At 42.2% G+C, this 18,368-nt stretch carries 4 protein-coding genes and 5 pseudogenes; all 9 read right to left on the bottom strand.

The window, feature by feature from the left end; genetic code table 11:
* Positions 1-194: 194 nt before the first annotated feature.
* A pseudogene (locus NSS94_RS12195) lies at positions 195-2,358 on the bottom strand (DNA topoisomerase III).
* A gap of 378 nt (positions 2,359-2,736) precedes the next feature.
* A pseudogene (locus NSS94_RS26230) lies at positions 2,737-2,964 on the bottom strand (transposase domain-containing protein); the annotation flags it as partial.
* Positions 2,874-3,074, bottom strand: coding sequence for a hypothetical protein (locus NSS94_RS12185; RefSeq protein ID WP_264218275.1), 201 nt, complete (start codon positions 3,072-3,074; stop codon positions 2,874-2,876). The gene NSS94_RS12185 and the pseudogene NSS94_RS26230, both read right to left, overlap by 91 nt.
* Positions 3,075-3,302: 228 nt before the next feature.
* A pseudogene (locus NSS94_RS12180) lies at positions 3,303-4,771 on the bottom strand (IS5 family transposase).
* Positions 4,772-5,059: 288 nt separating this feature from the next.
* Positions 5,060-5,446 (bottom strand): annotated as a pseudogene (locus NSS94_RS12175) (SDR family NAD(P)-dependent oxidoreductase); the annotation flags it as partial.
* Between the two features lie 130 nt (positions 5,447-5,576).
* Positions 5,577-6,311, bottom strand: a pseudogene (locus tag NSS94_RS12170) (IS5 family transposase); the annotation flags it as partial.
* Positions 6,312-6,454: 143 nt separating this feature from the next.
* Positions 6,455-7,195, bottom strand: a complete 741-nt coding sequence (locus NSS94_RS12165; RefSeq protein ID WP_341039369.1) for a carbohydrate-binding protein — start codon at positions 7,193-7,195, stop codon at positions 6,455-6,457.
* A gap of 303 nt (positions 7,196-7,498) precedes the next feature.
* Positions 7,499-8,221 (bottom strand): thioesterase II family protein, encoded by a 723-nt coding sequence (locus NSS94_RS12160; protein ID WP_081317595.1) that lies wholly within the window; start codon positions 8,219-8,221, stop codon positions 7,499-7,501.
* 23 nt (positions 8,222-8,244) lie between these two features.
* Positions 8,245-18,354: a non-ribosomal peptide synthetase gene (locus NSS94_RS12155; protein ID WP_341039368.1), complete on the bottom strand. Its 10,110-nt coding sequence runs from the start codon at positions 18,352-18,354 to the stop codon at positions 8,245-8,247.
* Positions 18,355-18,368 lie beyond the last annotated feature (14 nt).

Here is an 18,368-nt window from a genome sequence, read left to right as displayed (position 1 = left end):
GCACGCTTTTCAATAAAAAAAGAGCAACTTAAAAGAAATCATACGGGACTCGATTGAATCCTGTAATGAAATCTTACAAGTGCTCTTTTGCCGCCTGGCTAGAGCTCGATGCAACTCTTGTCACATCTCGCATAATGATTCATAGTCATACGTTTAATTTAATTATTTTACCTAGTCTTGTCAAGATAATATCCTTACTTCGGTTTAAATTCAAAACCGACCCTACCTTCTTCCTTTTTCCAGACAAGTGCGGCCTCGAAAGTTTTGTCACCTTTTTTGAATCCCTTAATAAGGTTTGTCCTCCCTTTCCCCAAAAACCTCTTGATCTGCGTTTCTGTTATGGTTTTACCCAATACTTTTTTAGAAAATGAAAAATCGCATCGCGGCCTTGCCGAGCAACTATAAGCCGCCCCTTTATCTATAACATCCTCTTTGCATTTCGGACACGGACCAAGACCTAAACCTCCAGAAACCTTATCCGCTTTTTCAGTCTGCTCTTTACTCTCCATACTTTTTGCTGTAAAAGTCCAAGTCATCGAGTTTCGAATTGCATCATCGACAATTTTTTGCGACAATCTTTTAGCCTGCTCCATAAACGATTGCGGGGACGCATTGCCTTGCCCGACATCATGAAGTCGTTGTTCCCACTTGGCTGTCATTTCTGCGGATGCTAATATGTTGTCGCCTAAAGCATCGATCAATACAATCCCCTTGCTTGTAGCATAAACCATGTTTTTCTTTACCTCAATATACTTGCGGTCTTTAAGAACTGAGATGATACCGGCACGCGTGGCCTCCGTGCCCAATCCTTCTGTTTTTTCAAGAATTTTCTCTAACTCTGTGTCTTCAAGATGCTTTCCAGCCGTCTTCATTAAAGTAATCAATTGCCCTTCGGTGTATCGCTTTGGAGCCTGAGTTTTTCCTTCTTTTACAAGTAATTCTTCAACTGTTCCTGAGTCGCCTTGCTCCAATGGAGGTAATACATCTGGTTCGGATTCTTCCTGAGAATCAGAATCATACAGAACTTTTCGCCAACCTTCCTGCACAATAAGTCTTCCTTTGGTGAGAAATGTTTCTTGATCACCTACGACTGTAATTAAGCGCGAATAATCAATAATAGCCTTATCATAATGCGCAGCTATCAGCCTCTTGACAATCAGCTCGTATAAATTACGCTCTTCTGGTTTCAATCGTCCGATTTGGGGGATCACTTCTGTTGGAATGATCGCATAGTGATCACTTACTTTTGCCGCATTGACAAATCTCTTATTATTGGCAATAGATTGTATGGGCAAAGGAAAGAAATCCTTGAATGATTCTTGACGACTTAACTTTGAAAGAATCTCAGGAAATTGCCTGGCTTCTTCAGGTGTTACATAAGCCGAATCCGATCTCGGATAGGAAATGTATCCTTCCAGATAAAGCTGCTGCAGCGCATTTAAACAATTTTGAGGCGAATATTTATAAATTTGATTGGCAACTGCTTGCAATGAAGATAAGTTAAAGAGCTGTGGCGGTTGAAATTCTTTTCGCTCTCTCTCAATTTCATTGACTGATGCCAGCTTATTTTCACAGTTTCTTTTGACGGACTCCGCTTCATCCCGACTTGCAAACCGTGTTTGCTCCTCCCGAAACCATGTGCCTTCATAGACAGTATCATTTATTAGGAATTTGGCTTTTAATTCCCAGAACGGTTCCGGTTTGAAATTCTGAATTTCTTTCTCGCGTGCTACGATTAGCGCCAATGTCGGACTTTGTACACGCCCAGTTGAGAATACTTCTCTAATTCCTCTACGCTGGAACAGAAGTGAATATACCCGTGAACCATTCATTCCTACGAGCCAATCAGCGCAAGAACGGCTAACGGCTTCATAATATAAGGACCGGGTATCCTCTTCACCTTTCAAATTCATAAAACCTTGTTCGACGGCTTTGGGTGTTAACGATGATATCCATAGCCGTTTCATAGGTTTGTTCACTCCAACAAGCTGAACCGCTATGCGGACTATGTACTCTCCTTCCCTCCCGGCATCCCCGGCATGGACGATTTCTTTGATATCTGGACGCATTAAAAGGGATTTAATCACTTGAAATTGCTTGGCTTTAGAAGGAGAAACGCGATGTCTAAATTATTCGGGTAATATCGGCAAAGTGTCTAGACTCCACTTCTTAAGACTAGGATCGTATTCCTCTGGAGGCACCAATTCGCAAACATGACCAACAGCCCAAGTCACTAGGGCTCCTTTTGGAAATGTATCGTTCGGTGAGATTTCAATATACCCTTGTTGTTTTTTTATGTTTAAAAGGTGAAGCCAACTTCGCCCCTTGATCCGGTTTTTCCGCAATAATAAGTTTCAATATGTCACGGACCTTTCTGAGAGAACTATAAATTGATTATATCAGCAAATCGGTTCAATTTCATGACTTAGAATTATATACAGCAAAATGATAATAAGTGGTATGAAATAGTTGCTGGGCTTCACTCCCTCTTTTTTTATATCCATTCTTAGGTAAATTCAATTTTCTTTTCAGACATCACATTGAATCTTGATAATTAGGGCTTTCTTAGCGGATCATGTTTTACGATGTTACGAGCAAATGAACGGCGAGCCTTGACAAAAACCATTGCAAAAGAGGCAAAAAGAGACCCCGAAGTCTCTTTTCAGGTTCATCACCAGCAGTTGTGTAAGCGCAAAATAGCCCCCACCTTGTTCCCAAGATGAGGGCCTGTTAGTCTTAGTTTGATTGAAATAGGCGGCACGTCAGTGGGAGCGAAGGCGACCATGGCAACAATTCGTCTAGCTCAACCGGATCTTTCGGATTCGCAAGCTGCGGAAGCTGTTCGAGCAGGTCCGTCAAATACTTGAAAGGATTTAGCCCGTTTTTCTTCGCTGTTTCAATGACACTGTAGATCGTTGCACTGGCTTTTGCTCCGTGTGGCGCATTGGAAAAAAACCATTTTTTTCAATGATAACGAGCGAATACCAGCCGCTTCCGTCCGGTGAAGAATAGACGGTCGAGTACGCAAACCACATCGCCCCGGCATCGTGTCCGCTGTCGATATGCAATTTCACCTTCAATTTGTCATTAGTCCTATTGGCGATCCGCCAACATTTTAACTTTATCTTGACTAGCTTAAACCATGCTATTAATAGTAAACAAAGTAACGAATTTCACCGATAATGTTACTTTGTTTACGGGATATCTTAACTCTGTAAACAACGTATTCAGCGTAGTGGTGCCTTTACAATGAGAGGCATCGGATAACCTTGCTAGGTAGGGCTTGCTGAACGGGTCACATTTTACAGTGGAACGAGCAAGCGGACCGCGAGTCTCAACCACAGCCATTGCAAAATAGACAAAAAGAGAACCCGAAGTCTCTTTTCGAGGTTCATCACCAGCAGTTGCAGCCCGATCACGGTCTCGCTCGTCGTCTGAAGGTGTGCTCGAATACGGCCAAACCCATAACTGCGCTTGCCTTCGCCGAACTTGCCTTCCACCGCATTGCGTGCGGCTGCATCCGTCTTGGCGATTTTCTTTTTCTCCTGCTGATCGGCTGACGGACGACCCAACTGCGGTCCGCTTAAGCGAATTCCCTCTTTGCAGAAGCGCAAGTTGTCGCGGGTTCGATAGATCTGGTCGGCCAGCACCGCTTTGGGATAATAACCAAATCTGGCGCGGTAACGCTCTACGGCGTCCTGCAATGTCTGCCCTTCGTTGTAGCTATCCCACGACAGATGCTCGCGGAAAGCGTAGCCGTTCACCACGCTAATCGCCAGCTTCTCTCCGAACTCGACGTTTGCCCTGGCTTTGCCGCGCACGATCGGTCTGACATGTGGCTGTGCGATACTGACAATCCGATCCGATATGCTGTGTGTCCGCTTGTCATACATCGTTTGCTGCTGACGATAAAGCTCTTGAATGGCCAGCAGTTCCTTGTACAAACGCCGCGGCAGGCCGCTCGTCATATCGGCGAGTTCGGCGATCATGCGCAGATCACGGGAAACGAACCTGAGCTGCTTGCCGATCGCTTTTCGCATCGCGCGCGGCTTCACGCGCCGCTGCTTGGCAACCGCCAGATAGGCTTTGCGGGCACGCTCTCGGTATGTTCTGGGCTTGCGGGTCTTTCCACGTTCCGGTTCGTGCAGGATGTCGATGATCTTCTCCAGCTTTTCTCTGGCCTGATTCAGTAACGACAAATCCGTCGGGTAGGCGATATCCGCCGGCGCGCAGGTAGCGTCCGGCAGCAGTTCGCCCTCGTTCGTCAGTTCCATCTGCTGTAGCTGCGTTTCTGAAGGCTTACCGGACGCTGCGTCAGTTCCGCTGCCAGGTTCATCGTCGTCCGATGAATCATCCGACACTTGCGCGCTTCTTCCAGAGCGATCCATTCATTCACTTCATCCAGAATTTCGCCACCCAATCGCTTGCGGAAATGCGTCATGAGAGAATGATGAAACGGACGGCGGTACCGATATTCCGGCAGACCGAGGAAGTACTGCAGATACGGGTTCTCCAGAATCTGACGAAGTGTCTCCCGATCATCGGTGCCAAGCCGCTCCTGGATGATGAGTGCGCCGAGCGCGATACGGATCGAAACGGCTTTTTGGCCCTTGAGGCTTTTCTTGAAGTTTTTCGCATACTTCTCTTCGAGCATCCACCACGGAATCATCTGGGCCAGCAGCACCCAGCGGTTATCTTCTGCGAGCTTTCCGCCGAACGGCAGAAAAAAGTCGACGGGCAGGTTCATCTGGTTCTCGGTTCGCTGATACAATCCTGACGCCTCCAAGTGCACGGTTTTTCACGGGGCTGCCCCGTTTTCCTTCGACATAAGAGGCCCTAAACCCTTGTGCCTGTTGGAGTTTTGATTCGTTCAGCAAGCCCTAGGTAAACCGTGTCCTATGGGCATCGGCGCACGTGTTTAGACTCCGATGCCGCGAGGCTCATTGTCAAGGCGAATACGTTGTTTACATGTCTTCGATGTACACGCCCTTGATAATCAAGGATTTTCTAAAAGCGAGTTGAGATAATTAACGAAAATATACGCTAAGTATTAAACGGATTAATGACCCTTTGGCGGCTCAAACATCATATTGTTTAACTGGTTCACAAAAATACCTTCGTTCGGGCCCGGGTTGTTTCGAAATACTTTCACTTCTTCCACTAGAACCTCGTCCGCATCCGTACCAAGTACCTTCATCGTTTCATCAATGAATGATGCTAGTAGCATAGAGCTCGGATCGTTATTGAAATACGTTTGAACCCCTGGCGGCGCAATTTCCAGGATTTTCACCGATGTGTCTTTAAGCATGTACCGTTGGGATAGCGTATAGGAATGGAGCGCTGCTTTCGTCGCACTATAAACAGCAGCACCCGCCAGTGGCACGAATCCAAGTGACGAAGTCGTGTTGATAATAACCGCTTCTTCTTTGGACTTCAAATGCTCGAGTATCTACATAACTTTTCACAAATAGTATATTGTACATATTTTTTAGAGAGAATGCCTGTTTTAGAACCTTCTCTTTGTTCTTATTCAAAAATTTAATTGTACAATTCTCTAGGGCCTGTACGCAAACCTATTTGAGCCATAAACGAATTGAAAGCAGCGTCAAAAAAGCCATGAACATGTTCGCTGTTTTTTCATAGCGAGTGGCCAAGCGTCGATAGTTTTTTACTTTGTTGAAAAAGCATTCAATTAAGTGTCGCTCTTTATACGTTTCAGAATCTAACGGGCGCTTTACCCGCCGATTGCGTTTGCTTGGGATAACCGGAGTGATCGCTCGGCTTTGCAAAAGCTCCAGAATGGCATTGGTATCGTAGGCGCGATCAGCCAACACTTCGCCCGGGCAGAAGTCCAGTTCATGAAGAAGGCGATAGCCGGTGACAGAATCGTGGTCTTGTCCTGGCGTCAATTCGAAACGCAGCGGATAGCCGAGCGCATCCACCATCGCATGAATTTTGGTAGTTAATCCTCCGCGCGAACGTCCGATTGCTTGCCGGTCCTGCCCCCTTTGCGCCCGCTCCATGTTGATGGACGCGGACGATGGTGGCATCGACCATGACCTGCTCCCAATCCGGCTCGATGGCGACATGCTTCAGTATTTCACCCCAAATATTCGCTTTTTGTAGCCGCCAGAAAAAGCTGTAGGCTGAAAACCAAGGGCCATAGTAACTCGGTAAATCCCGCCATGGCGCGCCCGTTCGAGCAACCCAAAGCACGGCATTGAGCATCTGGCGCCGATCCTTGGGCGGACGTCCTCCCTGTTTTTTTCGGGCTGGGGGCAACAGGGGGTCAACTATATTCCATTCTTCATCCGTTAACTCGTATCTTCGTCTCATGTGCCTTATTTTACTAGATTTCTACGAGTTGTACAGTTTGCGTACAGGCCCTAAAAAAATCGGGCTGAAAAAACGCATTTTTCAGCCCGATTTTGCTTATCTTTTTTTAAAATCCACCTTAGTTCTTACCGCCATAGCCCTTATAAGTAGAGTAAACTGCATCTGCATATTGATTGGCCAGAATAGGACGGCCATAAGAATCTGTAGCTCCCGGATACCAGTAATCTCCTCCGTTATAGTGTAATAAGCCGTTATATATATTGCCGAATTTAATAATCTTTTCATTTAAAATCAGGGCGCCCAAGTATACCTGATCTTGTTCACTGCCGTGATTATAAGCAGGGACAAATTTTGAACTGAATTGAGATAAATAAGCATTACGTGTGTTTGGTTCTACCTGCATCAATCCGTCGCCGGCTGATGGACTGCCTGGTAAGCCTGCTCCAAAGCTGCTTTCCTTTTTGATCACAGCACTCAGCAATAAAGCAAAATCTCCGCCTTTACCGAATTTATCGCCCGCATTCATTGTGTATGTCCATATGTGGCTTGGAACTTCGGAAGGCTTTGTTACTGAAGGACCTGTTGGCGGTGTTGTAGGTGGCGTAGTTCCGCTGCCGCCTTTCTCCCATAAAGCAGGAACAATAGGTGGTTCCCAACCTACGAGGGAAGTATGTGCCTGACGACAGGTATAAGTACTTCCACTATATGTTACTGTCTCATTTACTGCATAGGCAGTATTTGGTGCCCATGCTCCCCTAGCGGCTGCGCTCACCGGCAAGACTGCGCAAAAGGTGGATAAGAATACTGCTAAAACTACCAAAAGTGATGTGGCTTTAAAAGAAAACTTTTTGCTAGTCATTTTCAAACCTCCTTGTATTTTTCTTCTGATATTTTCCTGTGTTGCTCATTTTCAACATTTATCAGCACTATTTCCCCCTTTGTTTTCACAAATACTTCAAGTTCATTCCATAATTAAAGCGCTTAAACAAATGATTACAATTCTGGTAATACAGAAACATGGAAATAATTCCAATAGGACGTAGGTTCTACTTTCTTGAAATTTTTGATTAGACTGGAAAGAGGCTAAGTCTACAGGTCATTAAAGTCAACCTAAAAACTTAGCCTCTTGATTTCATATTAAATTTTAAATAAACTTCAGTCTTCACATACCATTGTCTGCAAAGTCGATGAGACTACTATTTATTATTGCTGCTACATCCTTTTTGTAATCGTGTATAAAAAAATGATCCCCGTCAAACATATGAATTTTACAACTTTTGGACGTATAATCATGCCATTTTGCAACGTCAAAAATAGTGGCTCCCTTTTCTCTTTTTCCCCACAATACACTTATATCGCAGTCAAGCTTAGTGTTTTTTTCAATGTGCCTGTATGTGTCAGTAATTCTAAAATCCGCTCTGAGTATCGGTAAAAACAACTCCATTAATTCATTGCTTTTCAGAACCTCTTTGGGCGTGCCTCCCAGCTTAAATACCTCATCCACAAACTCCTTATCCGGCAAATCATAGAGTACCTTCTTCTTACTTACAAAACCCGGAGGATATCTGCCGGAAATAAACATATGGACAGGATATGGATGTCCGAGCTCCTTTATTCTATAGGCAAGTTCATATACAAGTACACTGCCCATACTGTGGCCAAACAACGCATAAGGTTGTTCTTCAAGGTTGCTTATGATAATACGTTGTATATCTTCAAGCGCTTCCTCAACACTTCCGTAAAACGGTTCACCAATCCTGCTGCCTCTTCCCGCAAGCTCAATCGGGAAAAGCTCAATCCTATCATGCAAGTATTGTTCCCAATATTTATATACTGCTGCAGAACCTCCTGCATACGGCAGACAAAACAATTTAATCTTATCCATTATATCTACCCCTTATATCTGAACTATTGGTTGATCTCTTCCAATATTTCTTTAATAATAGCCGCATTTTTATCTATATATCCTGTACTTAACATATCAAAATGACTGCCAAATCCGTTATATACTTTGAACTCTCCCGTTGTTGCCTCTCTCCATCCTTCACATAAATCAGCTTCACCTTCATTGTCTTGCTGCTGTGATATAATAAGATGGATATTGGAGTTTATCTGTCCCGAGTTTATAACACTTCTAGTGTATTTATGATAATTTCTCATTCTTTCAATGGCCTTTTCAATAACTGCCTGGTTATCTCCAAACATGCCTTTTATAAGTTTCTCATTTTCTTCTATAAATTCTTTATCCTGTTGCTCAGCAAGTTTCTTAGCATCTTCGCTTTCTTCCTCAATAAGGACAAATGATTTAGCCGAATCCAGAAAGATTATATCGGATACATGATGTCCAGTTTCAAATAATACTTTAGCAACTTCAAATGCCAGATTACCTCCTGCCGAGTAACCAAATAGAATATATGGGCCCTCGGGTTTGACAGAAGTAATTGCCTTCACATACTCCTCCATCCTGCTCTCATTTTCTATAAAGTCAAAGGAATATATGGAATAAGCATTCATTTGTTTTGATAAACTACCATAAGCTATTCCATTTCCTCCTCCTGGAGGGAATGCAAACATAAGACTCTCCATTGCTGAATTAAAATGAATTGCCGGACTTGGTGTAATATAATCATTGGCGTACGTATTGTGTATAAAACGGGCAATTTCCTTTATGGTTGGGGCCATATAAAAGTCTTTTAGTGGTACCTCAACATTTAACTGTTCATAAATTCTGCTTATAAGGGATATTGCCTTCAGTGAGTATCCTCCCAGTTCAAAGAAGTTATCATTCACACCAATTTTTTGTACTCCAAGGGCATCATGCCACAGCAGTGCAAGCTTCTCCTCAACTTCACCGCAAGGCTCTACATACTCTACTGATGTAGCTAAAGTACCGTCATTTTGGGGTAAATTATTCCGATCTATTTTGCCATTGGCTGTCAAAGGCAGCTTTTCCAGCTGAACAAAGTATTGTGGTATCATGTAATCGGGAAGTTCTTTTAAGAGAAGCGCCCTTAAATCTGATATTGTAAATTCACTTTCCCCTGCTATATAAGCACACAAATACTTGTTGCCCTCCTGGTCTGTCTTTGCAATTACCGCAGCTTCTTTTATTGAAGGATGCTTTAATAGCTGCACTTCTATTTCCCCAAGCTCTATCCTAAAGCCCCTAATCTTTACCTGATGGTCTACTCTGCCTATAAATTCGATGTTTCCGTCAGGAAGCCACCTTCCAAGATCACCGGTACGATACATTCTTTCTCCAGAGCTGAAAGGATTAGCTACAAATTTTTCCGTAGTCAATTCAAGTTTGTTCAAATAGCCTTTTGCCAGCCCATCTCCAGATATATATATTTCACCAGTTGTATTAACCGGTAAGATATTCATGTCTTCATTAAGTATATATATCTTATAATTCTGCAATGGCATACCTATAGGTATACTTGTTAGATTTCTCACCTTCTCACGGCTTAAATGGTAATAAGTTGAATCTACGCAGCATTCTGTTGGACCATAAACGTTTGTTATAGTAGGGTTATTATCTTTAAACCGATCATAGAAACCTTGTATACCTTTACATGAAAGTTCTTCCCCTCCGATAATAAACTGCATAACTGAAAGACTTTCGCCAGGACTGGCAGTATCTGTTAAAAGCTTTATATGTGCTGGTGTTCCGTCTGAAACAGCAATTGAATTCCTGTTATAGTACTTTAGAAGGCCCTCACCATCTAGCCTTGTATCCTCAGGAACTATAAACAGCGTATGGCCAAGGAGAGAAGCCGCAAATATTTGTTTTACAGATGCGTCAAAAAAGTAAGGGGACACAAGGGCAACATTTAAATAATTATCATAATTTTCATAGACAAGCTTTCTTAGTCCATAAACCAAGTTAACTACACTTCGATGCTCTATCATTGAACCCTTCGGAACTCCAGTAGATCCCGATGTATAAATGATATAAGCTAAGTCCTCTGGTTTATTTATTTTATCAAGGTTTTCAGCACTTCCAATGTATATTTCAGGGGAATCAAGCAGTAATATATTACCGTAAAACTCTGCTTTATCCGCTAAATGTGATTGCGTCAACAGCATAGTTGCATTACTATCTTCCAGTAATTTTTTTATTCTTAGTTCAGGAAGTTTGGTTGAAATTGGTAAATAGACACCTCCTGCTTTTAAAATTCCCAGTATTCCAACCTGCATATCTACGGATCTTTCTACCATTATTCCAACTATGCTGTTTTGCTTTACACCATTACTTCTTAGTGCTCTGGCAAGCTGATTTGCCTTTTCATTGAGCTGCCTGTAGGTTAATTGCTTGTCCTCAAACACTACAGCTACATTATCAGGTGTCCTTTCCACTTGGTCTTGGAACAGCTCATGTAGAGTCTTATCCCTAGGGTATTCTGCCTTTGTATCATTAAAACTATTTAGTATTTGCTGTTTTTCATCCTGAGATAGTATATTTATTTCGGACAGCATCTTTTCGGGGTAAGCTGTGATCTCTTCCAGTACATTGATGAAATGGACCCCAAGTTTTTCTATTGTCTCTTTCTTAAACAGACGAGTAGCATACTTTAACCCAAATACAATATTATTCTGGGTCTCTTGGGCGTTTAGGGTCAAATCAAATTTGGACGCCCTGAACTCATTATCATAGGGCATGAACCTTAGCCCATTCATCTTAAATTCTGATGCCTCTTTATTTTGCAAGACAAACATAGTATCAAACAGCGGATTTCTGCTCAAATCCCGCTTAATGCTAAGCTTCTCCACAAGTTCCTCAAATGGGTAATCCTGGTTTTCATAAGCCCTTAGAGCATTTTCTTTTACTACCATCAAAAACTCGCTGAAATTCTTTTTACCTTGAGGGTAATTCCTCATAGCTAGGGTATTGACAAACATGCCTATGATGTCCTGCAAATCTGTATGTGGCCTTCCTGCTATAGGGCTTCCAATTACGACATCTTCCTGTCCGGTGTATTTGAAAAGAAGCACATTGTATGAAGCTAGAAGCACCATATACAGTGTTGCTCCATGATCCACGGCAAGCTTGTTCAGTTTATGTGCAAGTTCCCGGCCTGTTTCAAAACTGACCATATCGCCTTCAAAACTCTGTATAGCCGGCCTTGGGTAGTCTACCGGCATATCAAGTACTGGTATTTCTCCCCTAAATGCCTGGAGCCAGTATTCTTCTTGTTTACTGATTGTGCCGTCAGCAAACAATTTATTCTGCCATACGGAATAGTCCTTGTACTGAATCTGAAGTGCTGGAAGATTCATTCCTTCATACAAGCTTATGAATTCTCTTACCAGTATTTCATCCGACACCCCGTCAGATATGATATGGTGTTTATCAAGCATCATGACATGCCTGTCTTCTCTAATTTTTACGAGCCCTGCTCTTAGTAAAGGAGCCTTGCCAAGGTCAAATGGCCTTATGAATTCATTTGCTGCTTCTGAGGCTTTTTCTTCGCCGGTTTCCATGTACATGATACTAAATTCCACCTCATCATGGACCTTCTGCACCGGTTCACCATCTACCATATGGAAGGAGGTCCGGAAAGCCTCATGCCTTTTTACCAGCTGATCTAAGGCTTTCTCAAAACGTTCTATATCAATACTGCCTTCTAACAACATAAACTCTGGCATATTGTATGCCACCCTTGCTCCTTCAAGCTGATTTAATATATACAGCCTTCTTTGGGAAGACGACATAGGATAGTATTCCATTTCTCCAGTGGGCTGGATAGATTGATAAATACTCTCTTGGGCTTCCTGGATGTACTTGGCAATTTCTGCAATTGTCGGCAGCTTGAATATCTCCTTAAGAGATATATTTACATTGAACTCTTTGTGAATTTTGGCTGCAAAGTTTATTGCTTTTAATGAGTGCCCCCCAAGCACAAAGAAATTATCATTTCTCCCTATTTTCTCAACCCCCAGGATATCCTGCCACAATTGTACAAGCTTCTCTTCCACTTCACCTGAAGGTGCTTCATACTCTACTCCAGTATTTAAATGAGCAGCAGGGTGGGACAAGTTCTTCCGGTCTATCTTACCATTGGCTGTCAAAGGCATTTCATCCAGCTGCATGAAGTATGCCGGGATCATATACTCGGGCAATTCTTTTGAAAGGCATTCCCTTAGTTCAGTTATTGTCAGTTCATTTTCCCCAACGAAATATGCACACAGATCCTTGTTCTTCTGTTGGTCTTCCTTTACAATAACCACAGCTTCTTTTATTGAAGCATGTCTTAATAGCTGAGCCTCTATTTCTCCAAGTTCTATTCTAAATCCCCTTATCTTTACCTGGTGGTCCATCCTGCCTAAAAATTCTATATTCCCGTCAGGCAGCCATCTTGCCAAGTCCCCAGTACGATACATTCTTTCTCCCTTTATAAACGGGTTAGATACAAATCTTTCTGCAGTAAGCCCCGTCTTGTTTAAATAGCCTTTGGCAAGACCATCCCCAGATATATATAATTCCCCAGCGATACCTATAGGATTTACTTCTAATTTCTTACCAAGTAAGTATGCTCTGGTGTTTGGCAAAGGACGGCCTATGGGGATATTATCCAATCTACTAAGCCCCGCCGCAGTAATCAAATATTCCGTAGAATCCACACAGCATTCGGTAGGACCATAAACATTTGTGATGCAAGGTTGCACATCCTCAAATCTGCTTAGGAAGTCTTTTACTGCATCAAATGGAAGAACATCTCCGCCTATAATAAAATGTCTCACTTTTAGGTTATTATCTATAGGAGGAGAATTTAACATCATATTTACGTGTATGGGCGTTCCATCCGAAATATCAATCCTATTTTCACTATAGAAGTCCAGCAGCTTTTTACCGTCTTTCCTTGCTTCCTCCGGTACAATGTACAATGCATGCCCCATTAGCAGTGCTGCGAAAATCTGCTGCACCGAAGCATCAAAAACATAAGGGGCAATGAGGCAAACATTCAACGGTGATTCATATTTGCTATATATTCTCTGGAACAGACCCTCTACCAGGTTTAATACACTCTTATTATCAATGCAAACACCTTTAGGGTTTCCCGTTGAGCCAGAGGTATAGATGATGTACGCTGTATCACCAGGCTTATTTATACATTTTATATTCACATCGTTTATAAAATTATAATCATAATCAGATAAATCAATAATCTCACCATCGAAATCATCACGATCCATAAGATGATTTTGTGTGAGTAAAATTTTGGCCTTGCTGTCCTCCATCATATACCTTTTTCTTTCCAATGGATAATTAGGATCTACAGGAAGGTACGCCCCCCCAGCCTTGATTACTGACATTATACCTATAACCATTTCAGGCGAGCGGTCCACCATTATGCCTACAATATCATCAGGCTTTACTCCCTTTTCTCTTAATGCCCTGGCCAATTGGTTTGCCTTTTGATTCAGTTCTCGGTAGGTTAATTGTTTACCTTCAAAAACCACTGCAATATGATCAGGAGTCTTTTTCACTTGCTCCTCAAACATTTGGTGTATGGTTTTATCCAGGGGATATTTGAGAGCAGTATCGTTAAAGCTGTATAATACTTGCTGTTTTTCTTCCTGTGATAACATTTCGATTTCATAAAGCCTTTTTTCGGGGTATGCTGCAATTTCTTCCAGCAAATTGATGTAATGAGCCCCAAGTCTTTCAACTGTTTCTTTCTTAAACAGTCTTGTACAGTATTCGAGTTCAAAGGCTATACCATCCTCAGTCTCAAATGCATTTAAGGTGATGTCAAATTTTGATATTCTGCCTTCTATCCCTTTGTTGTACGGCTTGAAGCTTAGATCAGACGTTATGAGCTCTGCTTTTCCAACATTGTATATGGTAAACATGGTATCAAAGAGGGGATTCCTGCTCATATCCCTCCTTATGTCCAGCTTATCCACTAATTCTTCAAACTGATAGTCCTGATTGTCGTATGCTTTCAAAGCATTTTCTTTAACTTCTTTCAAGAATTCAATAAAAGTCTTTTCTCCTTGCGGGTGGTTTCTCATGGCCAGAGTGTTTACAAACATACCTATGATGTCTTGAAGGTCAGCATGAGGCCTTCCAGCTATAGGACTTCCCACAATAATATCTTCCTGTCCAGTGTATCTAGATAACAGCACATTGTATGCAGCAAGAAGCGTCATATATAATGTAGCTCCATTGTCTGATCCAAGCTTGTTAAGTCTAACCGCAAGCTCGCTATCAGCTTCAAAGCTGATGTAGTCTCCTTCAAAGCTTTGTACTGCGGGTCTTGGGTAGTCGGTGGATAAATCCAGCACAGGGATCTCTCCCTGAAAGGTCTGGAGCCAGAATTCCTCCTGCTTACTTATGGCAGCTCCTGCAAACAATTCCCTCTGCCAAACTGAGTAGTCCTTGTACTGTATACGCAGTGGAGGAAGTATTTTCCCTTCATATAAGCTTATAAACTCTCTTACCAGTATGTCGTTGGACACTCCATCCGATATGATATGATGCATGTCAAACACCATAATATGTCTGGCTTCTCCAATCTTTACAAGTCCAACTCTTAATAGTGGAGCCTTTCCAAGGTCAAAGGGCCTTATGAATTTCTCCACTATTTCGGGAATCTTCTCTTCACTGGTTTCCAGGTACATGATACTTAGGTCCGCCTTGTCATGGACTTTCTGAGACAGCTCTTCCTCGATCATATGGAAGGAGGTTCGAAAGCTCTCATGCCTTTCTATTAGACTATGAAAAGCCTGCTCAAAACGTGCTTTATCAACAGTACCTTCCAGCAATATTATGCCAGGTATATGGTAGGCGATTCCAGCTCCTTCAAGCTGGTTTAATATATATAGTCTTTTCTGGGCGGAAGGTATGGGATAATATTCCATATCCCCAGCACGTTGAATGGACTGATATAGGCTCTCCTTTGAGTCTTCAATGTAGCTGGCAATTTCTAAGATGGTTGGTGTCTTGAATATTTCCTTAAGAGGTATGTCTACATTGAACTCTTTGTGAATTCTTGCTACAAGGCTTGTTGCCTTTAACGAGTGTCCTCCGAGCATAAAGAAGTTATCATTTCTTCCTACCTTCTCTATTCCCAGGATGTCCTGCCACAGCAGCGCAAGCCTTTCCTCCACTTCACCTGAAGGCGCTGCATACTCTGTTCCTGTATCTATTCTTCCATCAGGCAGCGGCAGCGCCTTTCTGTCCAATTTTCCATTTATGGTTAACGGTACTTTTGCTATCCTCATAAAATAGGATGGAATCATATAATCGGGCAGCTCTTTAGATATAAGCTCCCTTATTTCGGTCACTGTCACTTCTCGGTCAGACACTATATAAGCGCAAAGATACCTGCCTACACTTGAATCTTCCCGGTCAATGATCACCGCCTCATTTATATCAGCATGCTTCAAAAGGGCTGCTTCTATTTCCTCAAGCTCGATTCTATACCCTCTTATTTTAACCTGGTGGTCTTTTCTGCCGGCAAATGCAATATTCCCGTCAGGAAGCCACTTTGCAAGATCTCCTGTTTTATACATCAGTTCTCCAGGCATAAATGGGTTCGGTACAAACTTTTCCCTGGTAAGTTCCGGTTTTTTCAAGTATCCTCTCGCCAATCCTGCCCCGGAAACACAGAGTTCACCCTCAACACCTATGGGCTTAAGATTATTGTTTTCATCAACTATAAACACCCGGGTATTGGTAATAGGTTTACCAATAGGTACCGACTTATCGGCCGTCTCACAATCATCTGCTTTCCATACCGTTGCACATACGGTTGTCTCAGTAGGTCCATAAGCATTTATATATGAAATCCTGTTGCTCCATTTCTTTAAAAGTTCGGGAGTGGAAGCCGAACCTGCTGCAATTACCTTCTTTAAGGAAGTTACTTTTTCCGGGTCCAGATTTGCCAGATACGGAGGTGGTAAAGTAGCAATAGTTATCTCATTTTCATTTAGGTATTCTTCAAATCTTCGATAGTCATTGATAATATCGCTTGAAGATATATATAGTGTTGCTCCTGCCAATAGTCCCATAAATATTTCCCAAACTGCAGCGTCGAATGAAATTGATGCAAATTGAATAATCCTATCGCTTTCACTTACATTTAAGCGGGTCTTGAAAAACGCCTCCAGATTTGCTACCCCTTTATGTTCTACCATAACCCCTTTAGGTTTTCCTGTAGACCCAGATGTATAAATGATATATGCCAAATTTTGCGGTGAACATACCACTTCCAGGTTCATAGGGTTTCCGGCATAAAGGCTTTCATCTTCTATGTCTATATACTTCCCGTAAAACTCCACTTTCTCCAGGAATTGCTTTTGGGAAATCAGCCCCCCTATCTCGCTGTCCTCGAGTAAATATTCGATTCTTGCCTTAGGGTAGTCAGGATCTATAGGCATATATGCCCCTCCGGCTTTAAGTATGCCAAATATACCTATGACCATCTCCAGTGAGCGTTCTACCATAATACCCACTATGCTGTCTGGTTTAACTCCCTTATCCCTCAACACTCTTGCAAGCTGATTTGACTTCTCATTGAGTTCCCTATAGGTTAGCTGCTTACCCTCAAACACCACTGCCGCATTGTCAGGTGTCTTCACCGCTTGTTCCTCAAATAGTTGGTGAATGGTCTTTTCCCTGTGGTATTCCTCCGTTGTATTATTGAAGCAGTGTACTATTTCTTTCTTTTCCACTTCGGTGAGTATATCAATATTCCTAATATGCATATCGGGACTATCGGTTACAATTTCTATTACCGACTGAAAATGTCCCTTGATTTTTTCTATGAAATTACCATCATATACCAGTGAGTTGTAACTGAATTTAATAGATAATTCCTTACCGCCATCAACGAGTATCCCAAAATCATAATTCGTCTGCTCGAATATTTCCATTCCAACTACATTTAAAATGCCATTACTGGATGAAGCATTAACCGCTTCATCCATAGGGTAATTTTCAAAAGCCATAACATGATGTATCAAGGCATCTTTCAAGCATGTTTTTGACTGCACATCCGCCAGAGGATAGAAACTGTACCGGTCAGATTCAAGCACCGATTGCTGCATCTCTTTGATCAGTTCGGTAAAAGTTTTATCCTCATCACAACTCACCCTTACTGCAACGGTATTTATAAATAAACCCACCATGCTCTCAATTCCCTGTATTTCATGAGGCCTTCCCGATACCACCTCACCAAACACCACATCATCGGTATTGTTATACCGCTGTAATAATATCCCCCATATGGTCTTTATAATGGTACTCATGGTTGTATTGTTTTTGGCTGCAAACTTCTCAAGATCGCTAGTTATTTGTTCAGATATTTTAAACTCCGTTTCTTCAATCCTGAAATCATCACTTGCAGACCTGCCGTTTTGGGGAAGGACTGTCTGATGCTCGTAACCTTTAAGATAGGTTTCCCAGTAATCTGCGGCCTCGTTCTGATTTCTGCCTTCCAACCATTTGATATAGCGGCTGTAAGGATATACCTTTCCTGACTCCGGCTCCCGGCTATTCATCAGGGCTTCATAGTTTTCCATAAATTCTCTAAATATATTTGCGAGACTCCACCCATCAATAATGATGTGATGAAAGCTCCATACCATGTTATAAGATTGGTAGCCTGTTTTAATTACACTTAATCTTGTTAAAATATCCCTTGATAAGTCAAAGCCCTTTTTTCTGTCTTTAACCCTGTATTCTTCTATATACCTATCCCTTAGTTCTTCGGCAAGGGAGGTAATATCCTCATAGCTGACAGACAGCTTTCTTTCCTTCATGACTACTTGTAAGGGCTTGGCTACATTTTCATACAAAAAAATTGTTCTCAAAGCGTCATACTTTTCAATAATGATATTAACGCTCTTTTCAACACAATCAATGTCCAGGATGCCTTTTATAGAAAGTGATATCTGCTCAAAGTAGGCGTCTGAATTTTTATCCATCATATAGTGGTACAATATCCCTTGCTGCATAGGAGTGAGCCGGTACATATCTTTTATGTTTTGTTTCTTCAAATCACTCATAAGTACTCCTCCTT

The organism is Paenibacillus sp. FSL L8-0644, from assembly GCF_038008165.1.
Classification (GTDB): Bacteria; Bacillota; Bacilli; order Paenibacillales; family Paenibacillaceae; genus Paenibacillus; species Paenibacillus polymyxa_D.
Note: the sequence above shows the minus strand (reverse complement) of the source record. Positions and strands in the feature narration are given on the sequence as shown.